The organism is Polycladomyces subterraneus, assembly GCF_030433435.1.
Taxonomy (GTDB): domain Bacteria; phylum Bacillota; class Bacilli; order Thermoactinomycetales; family JIR-001; genus Polycladomyces; species Polycladomyces subterraneus.
Genome location: NZ_JANRHH010000013.1, coordinates 160,059 through 182,019, shown reverse-complemented (window position 1 = coordinate 182,019; position 21,961 = coordinate 160,059). Strand labels below are relative to the sequence as shown.

Sequence of the window (21,961 nt, the reverse complement as noted above, 5' to 3'; positions counted from 1 at the left end):
CGGGTTGCCAGGTTGACGGAGGAAGAAATTTTGCAAGGTCGCCCCGCAAACCAGGTGGTCGTTTGCTTGCGTTCCGCGCAGGGAGTCATACCGGACAACCTCTATTACTTGCGCGATCAAAAGGAGCTGGGGCTGCCGGAGACGACGCTGCGTGTGATGGTGGATGAGGAACGGCAATGTGTGACGGTCTTTGCGGAGCGGCTGGCTCGTTTCGTCAAAATCGAGCTTCCTGGAGAAATGCTGACGTTCAGCGACAATTATTTTGATCTGTTACCGGGAACGTCCCGAACGATTAAGATCGGCCATCTGGAAGGGAAGAAAGTGGCTTTGGATGGGTTGACGGTTTCTGCGCTGAACGCGTCGCGCAAGATAATGAGCGAGACATCGGTTGAGATCTTTGGTTAAATCGTCGATATACTTTTAGCATTGAAAAGGCACGCGATATGCGTGCCTTTTGTCAGCAACGTTGTTACAACGAGGCGGAAGTGGTTCTCACAGGGTGCCGAAAAGGTGAGTTTTGAGGTTGATCGGTATTGAGGAAGGCAGCGACATCCGGCCAGTCGGTATATTAGAATTGGCCGTAGGCCCAGCGGAGCGAAAGGCACTTTACGAAGTGGCTAATCTCATCAAAATCACCGAAAATGAGCAATTTGTATACTAAGACCCAGCGTTTGAGATGCAAGATCAAGTAATGTGGTTGGACTTCTTTCACAACAGAGCCCATTTTTCTTTTTGGGGGAACTTTGGTGTTACCCTATTGAGATATGTTGCGCTTTATCACTTTGCTACAACTACGGGGATGGGATCACATAATCCCTCGGTTTTGCCCTCACCCAAAAGCCGGATTGGACAAACGCGCTATAGACGCCAGATTTCCGGCAGTTTAAAATGAAAATGACGAATTTTCGGCATATCCCCCTCCGGAAGGCGGTGTCAAATATGGCGCATGGGGCGATGTCTGAAAAGATGGTGCATGAGGTGTTGCGCTGTATTGACGAAGGGATTCACGTGGTGGGACTGGACGGGATCACGCTGTTTTACAATCCCGTGGCTGCCCGGTTGGATGGAATGGATGTCGAAGAAGTGATCGGCATGCACGTATTGGACGCATTCCCTTCGTTGACGCGAAAAACGAGTACCCTGTTGAATGTGATCGATACGGGCCAACCGATCTTCAATCAGCAACAAACATACCGCAACCGCTACGGAAAGCAGATCGTGACGATCAACACGACATTGCCGTTGCGCGTCAACGGGCAGCTTGTCGGCGCGGTCGAGGTGTCAAAAGATATCACGCGCATTAAGGAACTGTCCGAAACTGTCATTGAATTGCAAACGCAAATCCGCGAACCCGGTCGTCGTCGGGCGTCCAAGATACGTCAGCGATACCGGTTTGAGCAGATTTTGACGCAAAATGAGCGGATGATGCGGGAAATCGCGCGGGCGAAAAAAGCGACAAAGACCGATTCCCCCGTATTGGTTGTAGGTGAGACCGGTACCGGAAAAGAGTTGATGATCCAGTCCATCCATCATGCGTCCCCAAGGGGAAAACATCCCTTGATCGCACAAAACTGCGCGGCGATTCCATCCACTTTGTTGGAAGGGATTTTGTTCGGCACGGTGAGAGGAGCGTTTACGGGAGCGGAGGATCGTCCGGGATTGTTTGAGTTGGCTGATGGCGGTACGTTATTTCTCGATGAGATTCATGCGATGCCGTTGGATTTGCAGGTCAAGTTGTTGCGGGTGCTGGAAGAAGGTGTCGTGCGACGGGTGGGAGATACCCGCGTACGTCCGGTGGATGTACGCATCTTGGCGGCCACTAATGAAGATCCGCTGGTAAGCATCAAGGAAGGGCGTTTGCGCAAGGACCTGTATTATCGGGTTCACGTAGTGCGCATCACTTTGCCGCCGCTGCGCGAACGGCGGGAGGATCTTCCTTTGTTGACCGCGCATTTCATTCGCAAGTACAACGATCGGTTGGGTACCGATGTAATCGGAGTCGCACCAGAGGTGGAACGACTCTTTGCACGATATGATTGGCCGGGCAACGTACGGGAGCTGGAGCACACGATTGAAGGCGCGATGAACGTGGTGGAGGGGAAGGTAATCGGCTTGGAGCACCTTCCGCCGCATATGCTGGAGGAGGGGGATGACGACCCGTTCGTTGGCGATGTGCAGTGGGAGTCGGGACAGTCTTTGCGTGAGGTACTGGCTCAGGTGGAAGAACGGTTGATTCGCCGGGCCGTGGCGGAGTGTCGGGGCAATATGGTACAAGCGGCCAAAAGGCTGGGGATTCCGCGTCAGACGTTGCAGTACAAGGTAAAAAAGCTGGGGATTGAACGGCCATAAGAGAGGCTGTAATTTTCCAGTTTGTCGACAATCTGAGATGCCAAAAAATCGGCATCTCTTTTTTTCTGTTGGCCGAAAGTATGGGGTCGTTGGTATTGGAATGAAAATTGCAATTATTCAGGGTGAGGGTCCGGTAAGGAAGGAGGAACCCATTTGACGCACTCATCTGTTGTTCCAAAAGGACATCCGCTGGGATTGCACCGGGTGCTGGAACCTTCGGGGGTGTTGCCCCAGCCGGCATGGCGGTTGGATGCCCGTCCGGTATGTTATGACAATGAGCTGTTGATCAACGTGCTCCGGTTGAATATCGACTCCGCTTCTTTTTCTCAGTTGAAGGAGGAGGCGGGCGGCGAACCGGAAGCGGTGAAGCGCCGCATCGCGGAGATTGTCCGGGAGCGGGGTAAAATGCACAACCCGGTCACGGGTTCCGGAGGGATGCTGATCGGACGTGTGGCGGAAGTCGGACCCCATTTTCCCGATCAACATCTGCAGGTGGGGGACAAAATCGCAACATTGGTGTCGTTGACGCTGACACCTTTGCATTTGGAATCGATTGAAGACGTGGAGATGAAAACAGGGCAGGTGGGAGTGAAGGGGAAAGCCGTGCTGTTTGCCAGCGGGCCGTTTGCCCGCCTGCCGGAGGATCTCCCGGAACGCGTGGCGCTGGCCGCATTGGATGTTTGCGGGGCGCCGGCACAAACCGCCCGCCTCGTACGACCTGGGCAAACCGTGGTGGTGATGGGGGCCGGCGGGAAATCCGGGTTGCTGTGTCTGTATCAGGCGAAAAAGCGGGTAGGCCCCAAGGGGAGGGTGATCGCGCTAGAGTATGGCCAACAAGCTTGCGCCGACATCGCCGCACTGGGATTGGCCGATGAGCTCCTCCGGGTGGATGCTACCGATCCTGTCGCTGTCCTGACGGAAGTGGAACGGGTGACGGATGGGGCGCTGGCTGATGTAACTGTCAATTGTGTCAACGTACCCGGTACAGAGCTGCCCGCCATTTTGGCGACAAAGGATGGGGGGGCGGTCTGCTTTTTTAGCATGGCCGTGCGCTTTACCGCAGCAGCGCTGGGGGCTGAAGGGGTCGGCAAGGATGTGCAGATGATGATCGGCAACGGATACGCACGGGGACATGCGACGCTGACACTGGATTCCTTGCGGGAATGCGAGGGATTGCGGAGGTTGTTCGTTTCCCGTTACGCAGGTTCAGCACAACAGGTGTGATTTGCACCGTTGTCTAAAATCAGATTTTCACAAGAAAGGGGTCATCCGACATGCGTGACTGGCGTGAAGTGGAATTGTGGAAAGATGTGACGGATGAGCAGTGGAACGACTGGTTGTGGCAATTGACCCACACGATCCGCACATTGGAGGATTTGCAAAAGGTGGTCAATCTGACCGAGGAAGAGATCGAAGGGGTGAAGATTTCCAATCAGACGATCCCGCTCAACATCACGCCCTACTATGCTTTGTTGATGGACCCCGATGATCCGAAAGACCCGATCCGTTTGCAGTCGGTACCGGTATCCAGCGAACTGATGCGGACGCCGTACGATATGGAGGACCCGCTCCTGGAGGATACGGATTCCCCTGTGCCGGGACTGACGCACCGGTATCCGGACCGCGTTCTGTTTCTGATCACCAACCAATGTTCGATGTACTGCCGGTATTGTACACGCCGACGTTTCTCGGGACAGATCGGCATGGGTGTGCCGAAGAAGCAGATGGACGCCTGCATCGATTATATCCGCAACACGCCGACGGTACGGGACGTGTTGCTCTCCGGCGGGGACGGTCTCTTGGTGAACGACCGTATATTAGAATATCTGCTCTCCAACCTGCGTGAAATCCCACATGTGGAAATCATTCGGATCGGTACGCGGGCGCCGGTCGTGTTTCCCCAACGGATTACGGAAAATTTGTGCAAAATCCTGAAAAAGTATCATCCCGTCTGGCTCAACACGCATTTCAACCACCCGAAGGAAATCACGCCGGAAGCCAAACGGGCCTGCGAAATGCTGGCCGATGCAGGTGTACCACTTGGCAACCAGTCGGTCATCTTGGCTGGGATCAACGACTGTCCGCACGTGATGAAAAAACTGATGCATGAGTTGGTCAAGATCCGCGTACGTCCGTACTATATCTACCAATGCGATCTTTCCGAAGGGATCGGCCATTTTCGGGCACCCGTTTCCAAGGGATTGGAGATCATCGAGTTCTTGCGTGGCCATACGTCGGGTTACGCCGTGCCGACATTTGTGGTGGATGCACCGGGTGGCGGTGGCAAAATCCCGCTCAGCCCCAACTACATCATTTCCCAAAGCCCGACCAAAACGGTGTTGCGCAACTTTGAGGGCGTGATTACGTCCTATCCGGAACCATCCCACTACAAGCCGCACAACCCGGATGAGTGCCCGGAATGTCAAGCCGCCAAAGGAAAAAATGTCGGCGTGGCCGCGTTGATGAGCGACGAACGCATCAACCTCGAGCCGAAACAATTGCCGCGTGAAGAACGCCGAGTCGGGGAGGTCAATCCGGGTGAGGCACGTAAGCCCGTGCAGAAGAAAACTGCCAACACCGCCAAGGATAAGGAGTTGACACAAACGTAACGACCATGCTGTTGTCTCGTGTGCAGAGAGAGGGAATCGATTCCCTGGCCATTATCGGGTTGGCCAAAAACGTCGGCAAGACCACGGTATTAAACGCATTGATCGCCGAATCCCGGTCATCTGGTGTGCCTGTCGGTCTCCTCAGCATCGGAGTGGACGGAGAAGAGCGGGATGCCTGGAGCGGCAGGCCCAAGCCGCCCATCCGCGTTCCCGGCGGCACGTGGGTGGCGACGGCGGGAACCTGTTTGGACCTAAGCGGCGGCGATTGGGAGGTGATCGCATCCGCTCCCGTTCATTCCCTGCTCGGTGACATTTATCTCGCTCGGTCCACGCGCCCGACACAAGTCAAACTGGCCGGGGTACCGTCGGCGGAAGGAGTGCGGACAATTTTGCGCCGTTTTCAGGATTACGGGGTGCCGCTCACGTTGGTGGACGGTGCGTATGACCGCAAGGCCTCCGCCAGTCCGCTCCTCACGCAAGGGGCTGTGTTGGTGGTCGGGGCCAGCATGGGGCGTACCTTACAGGCTGTGGTGAAAAAGGTGGAGGAAACCGTCAGCATCTTCACGCTCCCCGTGGTGGAAAACGGTCTGGAGCGAAATGCGGTCGAGACGGCACTGCGGGAAAGGGCATTGATGGGGGTGAGCAATGGAGAGTTGCGTTCGCTCCCTTTTTCCAGTTTGTTGGTGGACCGACAGGTGTGGCAGGCATATTTGACAAGTGAGGAATGGTCGGCATTGGCACTGCCCGGCGCGCTGACCGATCGTTTGACACAGCAGATGTTGGAGATCGGACGGCCGCTCACGTTGCTGCTGTCCGATCCGACCCGTTGTTTTGCCACGTTGCCGACGATCAGACGTTGGTACCGGATAGGCGGGCAGATCCGGTACCTGCATGCGGTCCGACTGGTGGCCGTCGCCGTGAATCCCGTTTCGCCGGAGGGGTTTTCGTTTGATCCCGTCGAGATGAAAAAAAAGGTGCAGGAAGTGGTGGGAGGGATTCCCGTGGTGAATGTGGTGCGGGATGCGATGTCGAACGAAACGTGAATCATCGCTAAAAAAAAGGAGGTGCGGTCGTGTGGATGGATGAGAAGACTGGGCAGGCGCTGTCGTGGCCGGAAGTCTGGGCCCGGTTTCAACCGTTTACGCCGTTCGGTCAACGGGCCAAGCGATCGTTGGCACCGTTTGTTCCCGGACAGGAGGTGGCATGGCAGGAGTCCCTCCAGGAACTGGAGCGCTTGATCAATGCGGCTCGCCATCCCGATTGGCGGGAAGCGGTGGAAGCGTGCTTGCGGCATTTACCCGATGTGGAACCCATCCTCCACCGTTTGGAAAGCGGGGAGGTGCCGGGTTTCTCCGAATGGTTTCAACTCAAGCAATGGTTGTGGCATATGCATCGATGGGCGCAATGCTTGATCCGACAGGGATTGAACGAGTGGATTTGCCCCGGTGACGTCAACCGGATCGAAGCGTGTTTGCACAAACTTGATCCTCGTCCCCATCTTGGGCCCGCCTTCCGATTGGATGATGGGTTTGATCCGGAGTTGGCCGATTTACGCCGTCGCCGGGAGGCATGTGAGCGGAACATTCGCGAGTACCGGGAGGCATTGGCGAGGGAGATCGAACAGTTGACGGGAGTTCGTCGTAATCGTGAGGGCGAATGGGTGGTGGATCGCCGGTCACCCGAAGCGACCAAGTTGTCGGCGATGAATGCATTGGCTCCTGTGCGGGAAACGCCGTTTGACGTCGTATACCATGCCAAGCCCACGCTCCAAGAACAGGAATGGATGGCGAAACAGGAGCGGATCGAGGAGCGCATCAAAGAAGTGGAAGCGGCCGTCTTGGCGCGGCTGGCTGCTTCGTTTCGTTCGGACATCCCACTCATGCTGGATTGGTTGGCATCCGTTACACGGTTTGACCTGCAGTGGGCCCGGTTGCGTTTGTCTGAGCGGTGGAATGGTTGCAGGCCACGCCGATCCGACGGCCCGATCCGGTTAAAAGGGGCGGTTCACCCTGTGGTGGCGGAGCGTCTGGACGAACAAGGATACACATTCACCCCGCTGGATCTGGAGGTGGAGCGTGGGGTCACCGTCGTCATCGGGCCCAACATGGGCGGGAAAACGGTGGCGATGAAAACGCTGGGCGTCGCCGTGGCCCTGGCCCATTACGGTTTCTTCGTACCGGCCCAATACTGCGAGCTTCCGCTCATTCCTTTCCTCGCCGGCATGATCGGTGATGGCCAGGATGCGGGGGCCGGATTGAGCACCTTTGGCGCGGAGATGGCGCGTTTGGGGGAATTGCTGCAACGTCATCCTGGCGGGTTGCTCCTTTTGGATGAAGTGGGCAGGGGCACCAACCCGGCGGAGGGAGCAGCATTGTCTGCGGCAGTGACTGCCCATTTGGCATGCGGGGAGCACTGGGCGGTCCATGTGACACATCACCACGAGGTGTTGGAAGTGGCGGGCATCCGCGGTTATCGGACGGCAGGGTGGAAACGGCCGCCTGACGCATCCGTGTTACTTCGGACGGAAAATTGGCGGGAATGGATCGATTACCGATTGATGCCGCTGGAGCCGGGGGATGAGATTCCGTGTCAGGCGACGGCGGTGGCCCGGCTGATGGGCATGCCGGAAGCGGTTGTGCGGGACGCAGAGCGGAGATTGGTTTCCCAAAGAAAGAAATCGACACGGGTGATAGGAAAGTGAGGAGGGGAATCATGGAGGCCAAATTGCAACTGGACCCTGGTCAGATCGATCGAGCCCGGCGGGCGGCGGCGGACATCGCAACTGAAGTGGACCTTTTTGTTGCATCGCGCACCACAGTGGCGGTGGAGCGGACAGTGTTGCGGTTGATGGGCATCGACGGGGTGGATGCTGAGGAAGTTCCTTTGCCCAACGTGGTTGTGGACCACCTGAAGGAACGGGAACAACTGGAACTCGGGGCGGCCACATGGGTGATCAACGCGATGCTCGCGCTGGGGCTGAACCCGCAAGAGATCGCTGAACAAGTAGCAGTCGGTACACTGGATCTCACCCGGATTCCCCTGCGGGACCGGGCGGAAATCCAGCGGAAAGGGGCGGAGCTGGCTCATATTGGATTGAACAAAATCGAAGCCAACCGGAAACAACGGGATGATTTAATCGCCCGTTTGGGGGAAGGCCCCAAACCGTATCTGTATCTGATCGTTGCCACGGGCGATATCTACGAGGACGTGGTACAAGGAAGAGCGGCAGCGCGTCAGGGTGCGGACATCATCGCTGTGATCCGCAGTACCGGCCAGAGCCTGATCGACTATGTCCCTTACGGTGCGACCTGCGAAGGCTTTGGCGGTACCTATGCCACGCAGGAAAACTTCCGCATCATGCGGCGGGCACTGGACGAGGTTGGAGAGGAAGTGGGCCGCTACATCCGTCTGTGTAACTACTGCTCCGGGCTGTGTATGCCGGAGATCGCGGTGATGGGGGCATTGGAGCGGTTGGATGTCATGCTGAACGATGCCTTGTACGGGATTCTCTTCCGCGATATCAACATGCAGCGCACCTTGATCGACCAGTCATTCTCCCGGATGATCAACGCCTACGCCGGCATCATGATCAATACCGGGGAGGACAACTATCTGACCACGGCGGATGCGGTAGAGGCAGCCCACACCGTATTGGCATCCCAGTTTATCAACGAACAACTAGCGCTCCTCTCCGGTCTTCGACCACAGCAGATGGGACTGGGTCACGCCTTTGAGATGAACCCCGACCTCGAGGACGGACTGTTGATGGAGATCGCCCAAGCCCAGATGGCCCGGCAGATTTTCCCCGACGCCCCGCTCAAATACATGCCGCCGACCAAACACATGACCGGCAACATTTTCAAAGGCCACATCCAGGATGCGTTGTTCAACCTGGTCAGCATCCTGACAGGGCAAGGCGTGCAACTGTTGGGAATGATGACGGAAGCGATGCACACGCCGCATATTCACGACCGCAAATTGGCGATTGAAAACGCCCTATACATTTTCAACAACGCGCGGCATCTGGGAGAGGAAATTCTGTTCCGACCGGGTGGACGGATCGAGCGGCGCGCGCAAGAGGTGTTGGCCCAAGCCGTCGCCATGCTGGAGGAAGTGCGCCGGATCGGGCTGTTTACTGCGATCGAACGCGGGATGTTTGCCGATGTGAAACGACCGCTCCATGGCGGACGGGGACTGTCCGGTGTGTTGGAAAAGGGAGAGGACTACTTCAATCCGTTTGAAACCGAACTGAGACAACGACTGGGTCTTCCGAACAGGGGGGAAGAGGGCGATGACGATCGACTTCACACGGGTGAAGCCCTACGGGGACACGTTGAATGACGGGGTTGTCCAACTCAGTTTCTCCCTTCCTGTTCCTTACGGGGAAGAGGCGCGCGAGGCGGCCCGGCAACTGGTGGCCAAGATGGGGATAGAGGAACCGCAAGTCTACCACATGGCGGATCTGGGCGAAGGGTATACCTTTTTCATCGTCTACGGCAAATGCATCCACACAGTCGATTACCAAAACATCCGGGTTCCCAAGGTAGAGTCCGAGCGGATGGATTTCTACGAGATCAATCGCTTCATCCGGGAGCGCATCGGGCGCAAAGTGGTCGTGATCGGTGCCTGCACCGGCACAGACGCCCACACGGTGGGCATTGACGCGATCATGAACATGAAGGGATATAATGGGGAGTACGGCTTGGAGCGCTATCCTGAAATCGATGCGTATAACCTGGGCTCCCAGGTGCCCAACGAGGAGATGGTGGCCAAAGCGATCGAGTTAAATGCCGACGCGCTGCTCGTTTCCCAGGTAGTGACGCAAAAAGGGGTCCACATCACCAACTTGACTGAGTTGGTGGAGCTGGTGGAAGCAGAAGGATTGCGCGACCGGCTGATCCTCATCTGCGGCGGTCCGCGCATCCATCACGAGTTGGCACTGGAATTGGGTTACGACGCGGGATTCGGGCCGGGTACGCTCGCTCCTGACGTGGCGTCGTTCATTGTGCATGAGATCGTACGCCGGGAGGAAAATCGAAAAGCGGGACGTTGACCGGGCAATGGAACGGAAAGCGAGCGGAATCAAATGATCTCAGGATGTTTCAATCCGGAATCAAAGTGTAATCGATAAAATATCAACTGGTCTCTGAACAAGGAGGGGCCAGTTTTTCGTTTCCAGCACTTCATGCATTTCGCTTAATTCGTTAACCACCAAATACCTGCACATTCGGGTAAAGTAACAAGATTTTCCTTAACCACCTTATCAGCCAATTCATCACCAAAGAAAAATCTGGTTAGGTTTTCTGCTTCTTGTAAGTCTTTAAACTGATAATCCAATCGGATCCATTTGTGAGTAAATCCATATCGATTTTCCAATAACGAATAATAATGTTTGAGAAAATCAGGAGGATGCGGTGTTTCATACCCAGTGCCCATTGTTTCAAAAATGATGATCGTACCACCAGGCCGAACAACGCGCTTCATTTCCTGAATGACCTTTTCAATATTCTGTTCGTTGTTTGGTTGATTTGAACTGGCCACATAACAAACAGTCCAGCCCGCCACGATTAAATCTGCGCTATGTTCTTTTGTTGGAATCTCTCGGTGATCAGCTACTTGCGTTTTCCAATTGGAAAGACCTGCTTCCTTTAATTTCTTCGCATTTACTTCCAGCATCTCGACTGAAGTATCCAAAGCAAGTATGGACTTGGCGTGTGGTGCTAAAACGGCTGTTAATCTCCCAGTCCCCGCCCCCAAATCAATAATATCTAATCCTTTCACTGGTTTGATTTCTTCTATCACATGAAGTAGGGTAGGTTGTCGGGAAATCAAGAGATCATATTGCTCTGCTTGACTTTTGTAGACTTGTGTGTGGTCTGGCATAGTATAACCTCCTCATGTTTTGTTTAATGCAAATAGTAAAGGTTCACGCCACGTCAAAGTCAAACATGAAATTTTTATCATCATCGATCATTGTCTTGCTGACCATTAATAATGGTTTCCTCCTCTGACTGTTGATGTACATGACATAACACCATTGGGATCTTGTTGGTCTCCTCCACTCCCGTGTCCGTCTCCCGTCAAAGTTCCTTTTGATCTCTTGATGGTCTTTTTGCCCTTTTCATTCTGTGTATGGAGTGATATAATACACTCAAGCTCATGTGTATGGTGTGAATCCATACACTACAAACGGTGTGAGGGATGGGAAAACGATCAATGGTGTTGAAAGGAGGCCGTTATGGAGACGCGAACAGTGGGGGGCATGCAATTTGTTTTGGATTTGTCATTGCCGATCTATGAGCAGATCGTCAATCAAATGCAACGGATGATTGCCAGAGGTGAAGTGGAATTGGGCATGAAATTACCGTCGGTGCGGGATATGGCCGTGCAGTTGAAAATCAATCCCAGCACAGTCGTGCGGGCTTATCAGGAGCTGGAACGGGAGGGGCTTTGCGAGAAACGCAGAGGTCAGGGGACTTTTATCACCTCTTCTCAAGAGAAAGTGGAGGAAGTGAAGAAAAAGTTGGCCGCAGAGGCCGTGCAAAACTTTATCCAAAACATGCGTTCTTTGGGTATCACTAAGGAAATGGCACAAAAATGGTTAGAGGAGGCCGAATGGGAGTGAATGACATCGTCACGTTTCAGCAAGTAGTAAAAAGCTATAGAGGAAAAAGGGCTTTGGATGGCATCACCCTTTCGTTTCCCAAGGGCAAGGTGATTGGACTGTTGGGCGAGAATGGCGCGGGGAAATCAACGATGTTCAAGATGATGGTCAATCTGATCCAACCGACGTCCGGTGAAGTGCGGGTGTTGGGAAAAAAGCCATCTTGGCGGCTGAATGAGCGCATCGCGTATCTCTCCGACCGGGCGCATTGGTATCAACATCACAATGTGGAAGAGGCAATTCATTTTGGCGCTCGCGTTTTTCCGCACTTTAATCTGGAAAAGGCCAAACAGTTCGCCACGTTTATGAAGTTGGAACCGACACAATTAGTGGGCGACATGTCCAAAGGACAGGAAGCGCGTTTGCAACTGTTGCTTTCATTGGCACGTGAAGTGGATCTGATTTTACTGGATGAACCGTTTTCCGGGATTGACCTGTTGTCGCGGGAGAAGATCGTCGAGTTGATGATTGACACGCTGACGGAAGGCGAGAAAACCATCATCATCAGCACCCATGATATCCATGAAGTGGAAGGGCTGTTCGAGCATGTGGTCTTTCTGAAGAGCGGGAACGTAGTCTCGCAAACGGACGTGGAGGTATTGCGGAAAAAAGGGTTGTCGATTCAAGACGAATACAGGAGGGTCATGGGATGAATGGAGCACTCTTTTGGACGCTGGTGCGCAATGAAATGGACTTGTTTAAGTGGCGTGGGAGTAAACATATCAAGAAAATCGCGATTGGTTGCCTTGTGTTGTTGTTGGCTGGGGGGGTTCTGCTTTGGAAAGCGCTACATGGTGAACCAATTGTCGATAAACTGATCAATGTGGCTCCGGTTTTTCATGCCTTTGGTTTTGTGGCGTTTGCCTTATCTTTGGCATCGATCAACCGGGAATGGAAGGAAGGTTCTTTTTATTGGTGGATGTCGTTGCCCTATTCGCGCTGGCCGATGCTGTGGGCCAAATTGGTCGGGGTGATGCTGACTTTTTTACGCCTGTTGCTTTATTTCTATGTCGTTGTGAAAGTATTGTTGGCGCTGGTGATTTATTTTGAAGATCCGGGGCAATTCCCTTCCTTGTTTTGGCATAGTTTGATGGCGGACGGGAAAGCTTTGCTTCAGGTGATTCCGTTTGCCTTTACCTTGTCGGCAATAGGCTTCTTTGTAAGCTGTTTGATATTCTCCCGTTTTCGCCCGTACGCGTTTATGGGCTGGATTGTGTATGGATTAAGCTTTTCGTTTTTACATGATCAATTGTTTTTAATAGGATCTCTGGGGTTTTTATCGGAAAAATCTTGTCGGGTGTGCTGATCATGATGGTGAATGCTCTGCTGTTGAACAGTTATATGGAAGCGAAATAGAAACAAGAGGCTCCCCTCGACGGGGAGCTTTTTTGGAGAAGAAATTGGCTGTCCCGGGGGTTTTTGAGATCGGTGACGATCAGTGTGCTGGCAAAGCTATCAACAAAGAAAACCCACGCCCCTAGCAAGTGGATTTGACGTTCTGCTAAGCTGGCATTGGGGTTTCCCGCTTAGGACGGCAGCCCTGTCCTGTCAATGAAGCGTGCCTACAATGGCTCTGGGTGCTGCAACACCTGAGGCCTTTGTAGTTTATGCTTTCCTCACAGCCAGCATACGTAAAATACTCATATAAAGGCCGGAAACAAAACGTTCCGGCCAATTGGTGCATTAAACCACCTGCAGCGCTTGTAACAGATCCGCTTTCAGGTCGTCGATATGTTCGAGGCCGACCGAGTAGCGTACGAAATTAGGCTGAATCCCAGCTGTTCTCATTTGTTCCTCGGTCATCACTCCTCCCCACATCGCCGCAGTGTGTACCACCAGTGAATCAACCCCGCCCAGGCTGACTGCGTTGAGCGACAATTTCAGTGCAGAAACAAAGCGTTCCGTCGCTTCATAACCACCTTTGATTTCAAAGGCGATCATTCCGCCAAAACCACGCATCTGGCGTTTCGCCAATTCATGTTGCGGATGGCTGGCAAGTCCGGGGTAATATACCCGCTCGATCTGTGGTTGCTCCTCCAGAAACTCGGCCAATGCGAGGGCGTTGGCATTGATGCGTTCAACCCGCATCGGAAGCGTACGCAAACCACGCAATAGTAGCCACGCATCCATCGGAGAGAGGACTGAGCCGATGGAGATATGCGTGTGCCAAATACGCTCGGCCAACTCCTCGCTGGTGCAGATCACGCCAGCCGTTAAATCATGGTGCCCACCCAAATATTTGGTTGCGCTGTGAACGACTACATCGGCGCCCAGATCATGGGGACGCTGGTTGATCGGCGTCGCGAATGTGTTGTCGGCCACGACGATGATCCCACGTGGGCGGGCCAAATCGGCCACGGCAGCCAAATCGGTCACCACCAAAGTCGGATTGGCTGGCGATTCCACCATGATGAGCTTGGTATTGGGCCGAATAGCTGCTTCAAAGGCGGAGATGTCGGCTTGTTCGACCAAGGTCACTTCGACACCGAATCGCGGCAGCATCTCGTCCATGATCTTGGCGGTACTCATATAATGACGCGTCTGTGCAATCACATGGTCGCCGGCACTGACCAGCGCGAGGAGGGTCGTCGCAATCGCCCCCATTCCGGAGCCGGTTACCAGTGCCGTTTCTGTGCCTTCAAGCTCAGCCATCACCTTTTTGACACGTTCATGTACTGGGTTGCCGTAACGCGTGTAATACCGGGGATGGCGAGGAGTCCCCGCCATGTCTGCGAATTCGGCGGAATCTTGTGCACGAAACGTGGCCGAGTAATAAATCGCCGGAGCTACCGTCCCATCGTTGGTGACCTCATCATCGGCGTGAATTACCAAGGTTTCATTTTTGAGTCCACCGGAATTCAGTTCTTGATGATGACCCCGTTTGTTCATAATCCCTGCTCCTTTCCCGGAATGAATCATAGATTTAACCTTCCCAATCGAGCTTGCCTTCATGGGGTTCCATTTCGATCCGTGCACCTGGTTGGAGAATGGGCGGTTTCGCCTGTATGGTATGGGGATATTTAATCCCGGTTCCCGTATTTAACACGACAACAGTTTCCCCTTCTTGAATCCAGCCGTTTTCTCTTAGACGGCGAGCGGCAACAAACGTTGCAGCTCCTTCGGGACAGACAAACGCTCCCTCCAACTGGGCGATCCTCTTTTGTTCTTCCAAAATAGAAGTATCGTCCACTGCGATCGCACAGCCCTCAGTCTGGTCAATCGCTTCCAGTACAAGGAAATCTCCCAGCGCTTTCGGTACGTTGATTCCAAAAGCAACGGTGGAGGCATTTTCCCAGTATTCAGATTCCCATTTCTTTTCTTCCCACGCTTTTACAATGGGGGCACATCCTTCTGCTTGTACGGCAACCAACCGGGGAAGCCGATCCTGAATCCAACCCAGGTCCCGCAATTCTTGCAGTGCTTTATAAATTCCGATCAATCCCACCCCGCCTCCTGTGGGGTATACAATCACGTCAGGTATTTTCCACTCCATCTGTTCAGCGATTTCCAGACCCATGGTTTTTTTTCCTTCAATCCGGTATGGTTCTTTTAGTGTAGAGGCATCGTACCAGTGGAAATCCTGTATCCCTTGTGCCACGATTTTCCCGGCGTCACTGATTAAGCCATCGACAAGATATAGGCGGGCGCCGGAAATGGCACACTCATTTCGCGTAACCTCCGGGGCATCGACCGGCATCACGATATTGCATCGAATACCAGCTCTCGCCGCATAGAGCGACCACGCAGCACCCGCATTTCCATTGGTGGGCATGGCCAGCTCCTGTACACCCAGTTCTTTCGCTTTGGACACGCCGACGGCCGCTCCCCTCGCTTTAAATGATCCGGTTGGAAGGGCGCCTTCATCCTTCATGTACAATTGGGCAATATCCATCTCTTGACCGATTTTGAACATGGGAATCAACGGAGTCATTCCTTCGCCCAAGGAGACAACATGTTCGGGATGTTGGACAGGCAGTAGCTCATGATATCTCCATAAGGTGTTCTCCCTCCCCTTCAAATGAACAGGCTGGTATACCTTTTTTAACTCTTCCAGGTGATAATCCACCCTGAGGGGAGAACCACACTGACAAAGATGATGTTCTTCTTCTGTTCGGTAGGTTCGGTTACATTTCGGACATGAAAGATGGGAGACATAACTGTACAACTCGATTCAACTCCTACTTATCGGATGAGATTAATAATATATTAACAAATCTCAGGTTTTTATTCCGATAATAAATAAATTTTGAACATTATATCTATTTATGATACACTGACCATATCACCATTGATGGAACTCGGGAGAAAGAGGTGGTTCGGGTGACGGTGTGGGGGTTGTTGTTGATTGCAGCCGCTTGCGTAGTGGCGGTGACAATCGGTGCTATCGCCAACCGGAATGTTCGCTCTTTCGACGAGGAAGCGCATGAAAGTTTCCTTGGGAGCGTGAAGGAGGGGGACGTGGTTGACGACCAGCAAATCTCGTAAGGAGCAGCAACTGTCTGAGGACAAAAAGCTGTTGCACCGATTCGGTTATGCCCAAGAGCTGTTACGGGACATGGGCGGATTTTCGAATTTTGCCATTTCGTTTTCCATCATCTCGATTTTGACCGGTGCCGTCTCATTGTACGGTCACGGATTGACATATGGCGGGACGGGCATGATGGGCTTTGGCTGGCCGTTGGTCGCCTTGTTTTGCATGTTGGTGGCCGCAGCCATGGCTGAGCTGGCTTCCGCGATCCCGACGGCGGGGGCGTTGTACCATTGGGCTTCGCTGTTGGGAAGCAAGCGCTGGGGGTGGTATACGGCTTGGATCAATCTGATCGGCCAGATCGGGATCGTGGCGGGTATTGATTACTCGGTTGCCCTGTTTGCCGACGGTTTGCTCTCACCGGTGTTGGGTTACCGGATGACGGAGACGACCACATTGATCTTGTTTGCCATGGTATTGTTGTCCCACGGTATTCTCAACCATGTGGGGATTCGCATCGTGGCCAAGCTGAATGATTTTTCCGCTTGGTATCACATTGCGGTGGTGCTGATTTTGGTCGTGAGTCTGGCCTTTCTGGGAAATCGCCCCTTGCAACCGATCGATACCCTGTTTCAGCTGGGAGAAACGTTTTCGGACAAGCCGTATTGGCTGGCTTTTCTGATCGGTTTGCTGCAGGCGCAATGGACGTTTACCGGATACGACGCTTCGGCCCACACCATTGAGGAGACGATTAACCCCCGGGTGCGGGCGCCGTGGGGAATCTTCTCGTCTGTGGTGTTTTCCTTTGTGGCCGGTATGGTCATGTTGGCATTCGTCACCTTGTCTGTCCATGATGCGAAGGCGGCGGTATCTGCAGAGAATCCGTTCATTTATGTGATCAGCCAGGCACTGGGCACTACCTTCGGTCAAACGATTTTGTGGCTGATCGTGTTGGCCATGTGGTTTTGCGGCCTTTCTTCCATTACGTCCTTCTCCCGGATGGTGTACGCTTTTGCGCGGGACAAGGGGATGCCGCGCAGTGATTGGTTCGCCCGAATCAGCAAACGATACCGGACACCCGTTCCGGCGATCTGGTTGTCGGTCATCTTGTCCTTCGTCCTGGCATTGGTTGACTATTTCATCAAAATGGTCAACCCCAATACTACCTACACCACCCTGGCGTTTTTGACAGGGGTCAGTGTGGTGGGACTGTACGTTTCCTACGGCATTCCCATTTGGCTTCGACTGGTTGCTGAGTCACAAGGCAGGTTCACACCACGTCATCTGGGACCGTGGAATCTGGGAAGGTGGGGTAAGCCGGTTGCTGTTGCTGCGTTGATGTGGATCGTGTTGATCAGCGTGGTGATGGTGATTCCACCCAATCAAAATGCAGGGATCGCGCTCGTGGCGATGATGTTGATCCTGTTGGTCATGGATCTGGCATATTATCGGGATCATTTCCCGGGTCCACAGGCGGCCTTGCGGGTGTCGGCTGAGGAGTTAGCGCGGCGGGAAGCCGAACTGGGCGGTTAGGGCGCGCTGGCAATTCAATCAGCGGATGATGGTTTCCCGGGTGAGCGATCGCAGGCCATTTTCAAAGCGAAGCGCACCTTGCCCGCGTCCTGCGATCCGGGTCGGATATTGCCCGAAAAGGAGGAAAACAATGAACCATCCCGCATCAAGGAATCCATTTACACCTGATCAAATCCGCTCTGTCGCCGCTGATGTGACGGAGGGTTGGGAAGAACGATTGCGCGCACTGGTGGGAATCGATTGCGGCACGCAAAACCCTGCAGGTGTGAAACGGGCGGGGGACATTTTTGCCGGTTGGATGGCGGATGCCGGTTTTCAAGTGACCCATTTACCGATCGAAGGCTGTGCCGGATTGTGGGTGGGACGGATGCGAGGAAGCGGTCAGAGGCGAATCGGTCTGCTGGGGCATTGCGATACGGTCTACCCTGACGGAACAGCGGAAGCACGGCCGATGCAGCGCCGGGGTCATCGGCTGGTGGGCCCGGGTGTATGTGACATGAAGGGCGGTTTGTTGGTGGGGCTATATGCCGTTCAGGTGTTGCGCCGGTTGGGATGGGAGGATTTTGGTGAAATCCGCTTGGTGGTGAACAGCGAGGAGGAGACCGGCTCTTTTCACACCCGGAACCGAATGATCGAGCTGTTGTCCGGGATGGATGCCGTCTATGTGTTGGAAGCAGCGCGGGCCAATGGGGATATCGTCAGTGCCCGGGCGGGAGTGATCCAGCTAATATTGACCGCCCACGGCCGATCCGCCCATGCGGGCGTCGAGCCGGAAAAGGGAGCCAATGCCGTCGTGGAGTTGATCGATCGACTCCAGTGGCTCCGGAAACGAGCGGCGGATGAAGAGACCTTTCGGATTAACATCGGGACGATCCAGGGCGGAACCCAGTCCAACGTGGTACCGGATCGGGCCGAAGCACAAGTGGATATCCGTCTGTTTCACCCCGATGCCGTTTCCCGAGTGGAAGCATTGGTGCGGGAGGTGGTCTCCCGGCCGGGGATCTCCGGCGTAAGGATGGAAGCGGACATGAAACAATGGTTTCCGCCCATGATCCGCAATACGGTGATCGAACGGCTGGCCGCTTTGGCCCGGGAGTGTGCGGCGTCCCTGGGGATTCCCTTGCGGGACACGGACACAGGCGGGGGTTCTGATGCCAACTGGATCGCCACGCAGGGCGTACCGTGTTTGGACGGGCTTGGGCCAGTAGGGGGGTTGGATCACGGGCCGGACGAATATATTGAACCGGAAAGTGTGGTGCCGCGAACATCATTGTTGGCCCTGCTGATGTCTTGTACACCCTTGGCGAACCTGCGGAAGGCGGAGTCTGATTGGCCGTCCGGAAAGTGACCGGTCGTTCGTCGATCCGCGGAGTAAGTGGCTTTTTGCCAATGGGGGACTAGGGTGTGTGGGTAATTTTACTTGACAATCCCTAGACTCACCTAGATCAGAACGATGGGATCAGGAGGGAGATCATGCAGACGTGGATAGCGATCCATCAGCGGATGTGGATCGGTGGGCAATGGATGGACAGCGAAACGGGCGAAACAGTGACCGTGTTCAACCCCGCCAACGGGGAAGTAGTGGGGGACGTTCCCAAAGGGGGCCGAAAGGAAACGGCGCAAGCAGTGGATGCCGCACATCAGGCTTTTCCCGACTGGTCCGGTTTGACGGCCGCTGAACGGGGCGGGTATCTCAAAAAGTGGGCCGAGGAAATCCGTCGCAACCGGGAGTCGTTGGCACACCTGCTTACGATGGAGCAGGGGAAACCTTTGTCGGAAGCGTTGGAAGAAGTGGATGCGGCGGCGGATTTTTCGGAGTGGTACGGTGAAGAAGCCAAACGCGTGGCGGGGGAGGCCCTCCCCGGCTCCAAACGCGACCAACGCATCCTGGTGATTCGCCAACCGGTGGGCGTGGCGGCATTGATCACACCGTGGAACTATCCGGCTACGATGGTGACACGGAAAATGGCAGCCGCATTGGCCGCTGGTTGTACGATGGTGTTGAAACCGGCCAGCCAGACTCCCTTGACCGCCGCTTTTCTCATGCAATTGCTGGAGAAGACGGGACTGCCGTCCGGTGTGGCCAATTTGGTGACGGGGAATGCTGGTGAAATCGGACAAGCATTGCTGGATGATCCCAAGGTGCGGAAAATCTCCTTCACCGGTTCCACCGAGGTGGGCAAACAGCTGATCGAAGCCTCGGCCCGGCAGGTGAAACGGTTGTCGTTGGAACTGGGCGGCAATGCACCGCTAATTGTGTTTTCCGATGCGGACGTGGATCGGGCGGTGGCTGCCGCGGTGGGCAATAAATTTGAGAACTGCGGGCAGATGTGCAACGGGATCAACGTCATCTATGTTCACGAGCGTGTGCTGGACGATTTTCTGAAAAAATTAGTCGACCGGGTAAGGCGGCTCCGGGTCGGTTTCGGTTGGGAGCCGGAAACCGAGATCGGTCCGGTGATCGATGAAGCCGGCATCAGGAAAATCGACGATCTGGTCCGGGATGCGGTGGAGAAGGGAGCGGAGATCTTGACGGGCGGTCGACGTCTTTTGGAAGGACCGTTGGCGCGAGGGACCTTCTACGCTCCTACCGTATTGGCCGGTGTGTCCGTCGATATGCGTATAACGCAGGAGGAAATCTTCGGTCCGGTGGCGCCCGTGGTTTCCTTTTCCGATGAGGAGGAGATCGTGAAACGGGTGAACGATACCCCTTACGGACTGGCCGCCTACTTTTTCACCCAAGATATCCGTCGTGCGTTCACGGTGGCGGAAGGACTAGAATTCGGCATGGTTGCGGTGAATGGCACCTCCTTGAGCGTCCCGCAGGCGCCATTCGGGGGGATCAAGGAGAGCGGTCAGGGACGGGAAGGTGGACGTTACGGGATGGAAGAGTTTCTCAACATCAAGTACCTGTCGATCAATCTGTGAACGTTCGGGAAAGGGGCGATTCCATGACGACAGTGCAGATGGCATCCCCGGATATTTTGAAGCAGTGGATTGCCGAAGACGTGGTGGATACGGTCATCCTGGGGTTTTGTGATATGCAGGGGCGTTTGGTCGGCAAACGGCTGACGGCAGATTATTTTCTCGAAGTCATGGATAAAGGTACGCATTTCTGCGATTATTTGCTGGGGACGGATATGGAGATGACCACCCCGGAGGGATTTTCCGCAGTAGGGTGGGAAAAGGGATACGGCGATTGGACAGCAAAACCGGATTGGGAGACGCTTCGCCTGATCCCCTGGTTAGAAAAAACGGCTCTGATCCTGGCGGATGTGGTGGATGAAGAAGGCAGGCTGGTGGAGATCGCCCCGCGCTCTGTCCTGAAGCGGCAGCTGGAACGGGCCGCAAAAATGGGTTTTGATCTGTACATGGCGAGCGAGCTGGAGTTTTACCTGATCCGGAATACCTACGAAGAAGCGTGGAGCAAGGGGTATGAAGGATTGAACCTCGGCGGTCATTTTAATGAAGATTATCAACTTTTGCAGGGAACGAGAAATGAACCCTTGTATCGGTTGTTCCGGGAGAAACTCACACAGGCGGGAATCCCGGTGGAGTGCACCAAAGGGGAAGCGGGCATCGCCCAGCATGAGATCAATGTGCGGTACAGTTCGGCATTGGAAGCAGCTGACCGGCACGTGCTGCTCAAACACGGGATGAAGGAAATGGCGATCCAGCAAGGGGTGGCGGTGACATTTATGGCCAAGCCGGATCACGACTGGACCGGTTCCAGCTGTCACATTCACGTGAGCTTGAGGGACCGGAAACATGGGAAAAATGCCTTTTACGATCCGGAGGAGGAGCGGGGCATGTCACGGACGATGCGCCATTTCCTTGCGGGCGTCATTCGCCATATGCGGGAGACAGCGATCCTGTTTGCCCCCAACGTCAATTCCTATAAACGGTACATCACCGCCAGCTGGGCACCGACCAACATCGTCTGGGGCTGGGATAACCGTACCTGCGGGCTGCGAATTGTGGGCAAAGGGGAGAGCCTTCGAATCGAGAACCGCTTCCCCGGAGCCGATGCCAACCCCTATCTCGCATATGCTGCCATGATTGCTTCCGGATTGGAAGGCATCAAACAAGGTTATGAGCTGGAAGCGAACTGCGAAGGAAACGGATATACCCAGACCGGTACGCACCGTCTCCCAACTTCCCTGTATGAAGCGATCTTGGCGTTTTCTGAAAGCAAGTTTGTTCGAGAGGCATTGGGAGAGGAGGTCGCCGCTCACTACCTGCATGCTGCCCGGGTGGAACAGCAAGCGTATGACCGAATTGTCACCGATTGGGAAAAACGGCGATACTTTGAACGCATTTAACCAGTGTGTATGCTGA

At 54.4% G+C, this 21,961-nt stretch carries 19 protein-coding genes; 16 read left to right on the top strand and 3 right to left on the bottom strand.

The window, feature by feature from the left end:
• From NWF35_RS02790 to kamE, 8 genes are all read left to right on the top strand, one after another.
• On the top strand, window positions 1-405 hold a 405-nt coding region (locus NWF35_RS02790; protein WP_363321532.1), incomplete at its 5' end, for a glycoside hydrolase family 2 protein.
• A 534-nt stretch (window positions 406-939) separates the two neighbouring features.
• The gene (locus NWF35_RS02785) at window positions 940-2,349 is read left to right on the top strand and encodes a sigma-54 interaction domain-containing protein (RefSeq protein ID WP_301237562.1); all 1,410 of its coding nucleotides are present in this window, start codon (window positions 940-942) and stop codon (window positions 2,347-2,349) included.
• A 153-nt stretch (window positions 2,350-2,502) separates the two neighbouring features.
• Window positions 2,503-3,573 carry an L-erythro-3,5-diaminohexanoate dehydrogenase gene (gene kdd, locus NWF35_RS02780; RefSeq protein ID WP_301237561.1) on the top strand — a complete coding sequence of 357 codons (1,071 nt, stop codon included), beginning with the start codon at window positions 2,503-2,505 and terminating at the stop codon, window positions 3,571-3,573.
• A gap of 50 nt (window positions 3,574-3,623) precedes the next feature.
• On the top strand, window positions 3,624-4,958 hold the full coding sequence (gene kamA, locus NWF35_RS02775; RefSeq protein WP_301237560.1) for a lysine 2,3-aminomutase: 1,335 nt from the start codon (window positions 3,624-3,626) through the stop codon (window positions 4,956-4,958).
• A 5-nt stretch (window positions 4,959-4,963) separates the two neighbouring features.
• Window positions 4,964-6,001, top strand: a complete 1,038-nt coding sequence (gene kamB, locus NWF35_RS02770; RefSeq protein WP_301237559.1) for a lysine 5,6-aminomutase reactivase subunit KamB — start codon at window positions 4,964-4,966, stop codon at window positions 5,999-6,001.
• A gap of 35 nt (window positions 6,002-6,036) precedes the next feature.
• Window positions 6,037-7,659, top strand: a complete 1,623-nt coding sequence (kamC, locus tag NWF35_RS02765) for a lysine 5,6-aminomutase reactivase ATPase KamC (RefSeq protein ID WP_301237573.1) — start codon at window positions 6,037-6,039, stop codon at window positions 7,657-7,659.
• Between the two features lie 11 nt (window positions 7,660-7,670).
• Window positions 7,671-9,299 (top strand): lysine 5,6-aminomutase subunit alpha, encoded by a 1,629-nt coding sequence (gene kamD / locus NWF35_RS02760; RefSeq protein WP_301237558.1) that lies wholly within the window; start codon window positions 7,671-7,673, stop codon window positions 9,297-9,299.
• Window positions 9,250-10,011 carry a lysine 5,6-aminomutase subunit beta gene (gene kamE / locus NWF35_RS02755; protein ID WP_301237557.1) on the top strand — a complete coding sequence of 254 codons (762 nt, stop codon included), beginning with the start codon at window positions 9,250-9,252 and terminating at the stop codon, window positions 10,009-10,011. The genes kamD and kamE overlap by 50 nt, the downstream gene beginning before the upstream one ends.
• A 143-nt stretch (window positions 10,012-10,154) precedes the next feature.
• On the opposite strand, the gene NWF35_RS02750 is transcribed toward kamE, so the two are convergent.
• A complete protein-coding gene (locus tag NWF35_RS02750) occupies window positions 10,155-10,841 on the bottom strand; it encodes a class I SAM-dependent methyltransferase (protein WP_301237556.1) in 687 nt (228 codons plus the stop codon).
• A gap of 355 nt (window positions 10,842-11,196) precedes the next feature.
• Between NWF35_RS02750 and NWF35_RS02745 the strand changes: the two genes are divergently transcribed.
• Genes NWF35_RS02745 through NWF35_RS02735 form a run of 3 tightly spaced genes read left to right on the top strand, consistent with a single transcriptional unit; the run spans window position 11,197 to window position 12,928 of the window.
• Complete coding sequence (locus NWF35_RS02745; RefSeq protein WP_301237555.1) at window positions 11,197-11,583, top strand: GntR family transcriptional regulator; 387 nt, start codon at window positions 11,197-11,199, stop codon at window positions 11,581-11,583.
• Entirely contained in the window at window positions 11,580-12,275 is a 696-nt protein-coding gene (locus tag NWF35_RS02740) for an ABC transporter ATP-binding protein (protein ID WP_301237554.1), read from the top strand. The genes NWF35_RS02745 and NWF35_RS02740 overlap by 4 nt, the downstream gene beginning before the upstream one ends.
• A complete protein-coding gene (locus tag NWF35_RS02735; RefSeq protein ID WP_301237553.1) occupies window positions 12,272-12,928 on the top strand; it encodes an ABC transporter permease subunit in 657 nt (218 codons plus the stop codon). The genes NWF35_RS02740 and NWF35_RS02735 overlap by 4 nt, the downstream gene beginning before the upstream one ends.
• A 377-nt stretch (window positions 12,929-13,305) precedes the next feature.
• Here the strand turns inward: NWF35_RS02735 and NWF35_RS02730 are convergent, their stop codons facing one another.
• Together NWF35_RS02730 and NWF35_RS02725 are read right to left on the bottom strand one after the other, a co-directional pair.
• Window positions 13,306-14,511 (bottom strand): trans-sulfuration enzyme family protein, encoded by a 1,206-nt coding sequence (locus tag NWF35_RS02730; protein WP_301237552.1) that lies wholly within the window; start codon window positions 14,509-14,511, stop codon window positions 13,306-13,308.
• A gap of 34 nt (window positions 14,512-14,545) precedes the next feature.
• A complete protein-coding gene (locus NWF35_RS02725) occupies window positions 14,546-15,787 on the bottom strand; it encodes a threonine synthase (protein WP_435873819.1) in 1,242 nt (413 codons plus the stop codon).
• A gap of 155 nt (window positions 15,788-15,942) precedes the next feature.
• Between NWF35_RS02725 and NWF35_RS02720 the strand changes: the two genes are divergently transcribed.
• From NWF35_RS02720 to NWF35_RS02700, 5 genes are all read left to right on the top strand, one after another.
• Window positions 15,943-16,107, top strand: coding sequence for a hypothetical protein (locus tag NWF35_RS02720; RefSeq protein WP_301237551.1), 165 nt, complete (start codon window positions 15,943-15,945; stop codon window positions 16,105-16,107).
• Window positions 16,085-17,623 (top strand): amino acid permease, encoded by a 1,539-nt coding sequence (locus NWF35_RS02715; protein ID WP_301237550.1) that lies wholly within the window; start codon window positions 16,085-16,087, stop codon window positions 17,621-17,623. The genes NWF35_RS02720 and NWF35_RS02715 overlap by 23 nt, the downstream gene beginning before the upstream one ends.
• 130 nt (window positions 17,624-17,753) lie before the next feature.
• The gene (locus tag NWF35_RS02710; RefSeq protein WP_301237549.1) at window positions 17,754-18,971 is read left to right on the top strand and encodes a M20 family metallopeptidase; all 1,218 of its coding nucleotides are present in this window, start codon (window positions 17,754-17,756) and stop codon (window positions 18,969-18,971) included.
• A gap of 125 nt (window positions 18,972-19,096) precedes the next feature.
• Window positions 19,097-20,551, top strand: a complete 1,455-nt coding sequence (locus tag NWF35_RS02705; protein ID WP_301237548.1) for an NAD-dependent succinate-semialdehyde dehydrogenase — start codon at window positions 19,097-19,099, stop codon at window positions 20,549-20,551.
• A gap of 23 nt (window positions 20,552-20,574) precedes the next feature.
• The gene (locus tag NWF35_RS02700; protein WP_301237547.1) at window positions 20,575-21,945 is read left to right on the top strand and encodes a glutamine synthetase family protein; all 1,371 of its coding nucleotides are present in this window, start codon (window positions 20,575-20,577) and stop codon (window positions 21,943-21,945) included.
• Window positions 21,946-21,961 lie beyond the last annotated feature (16 nt).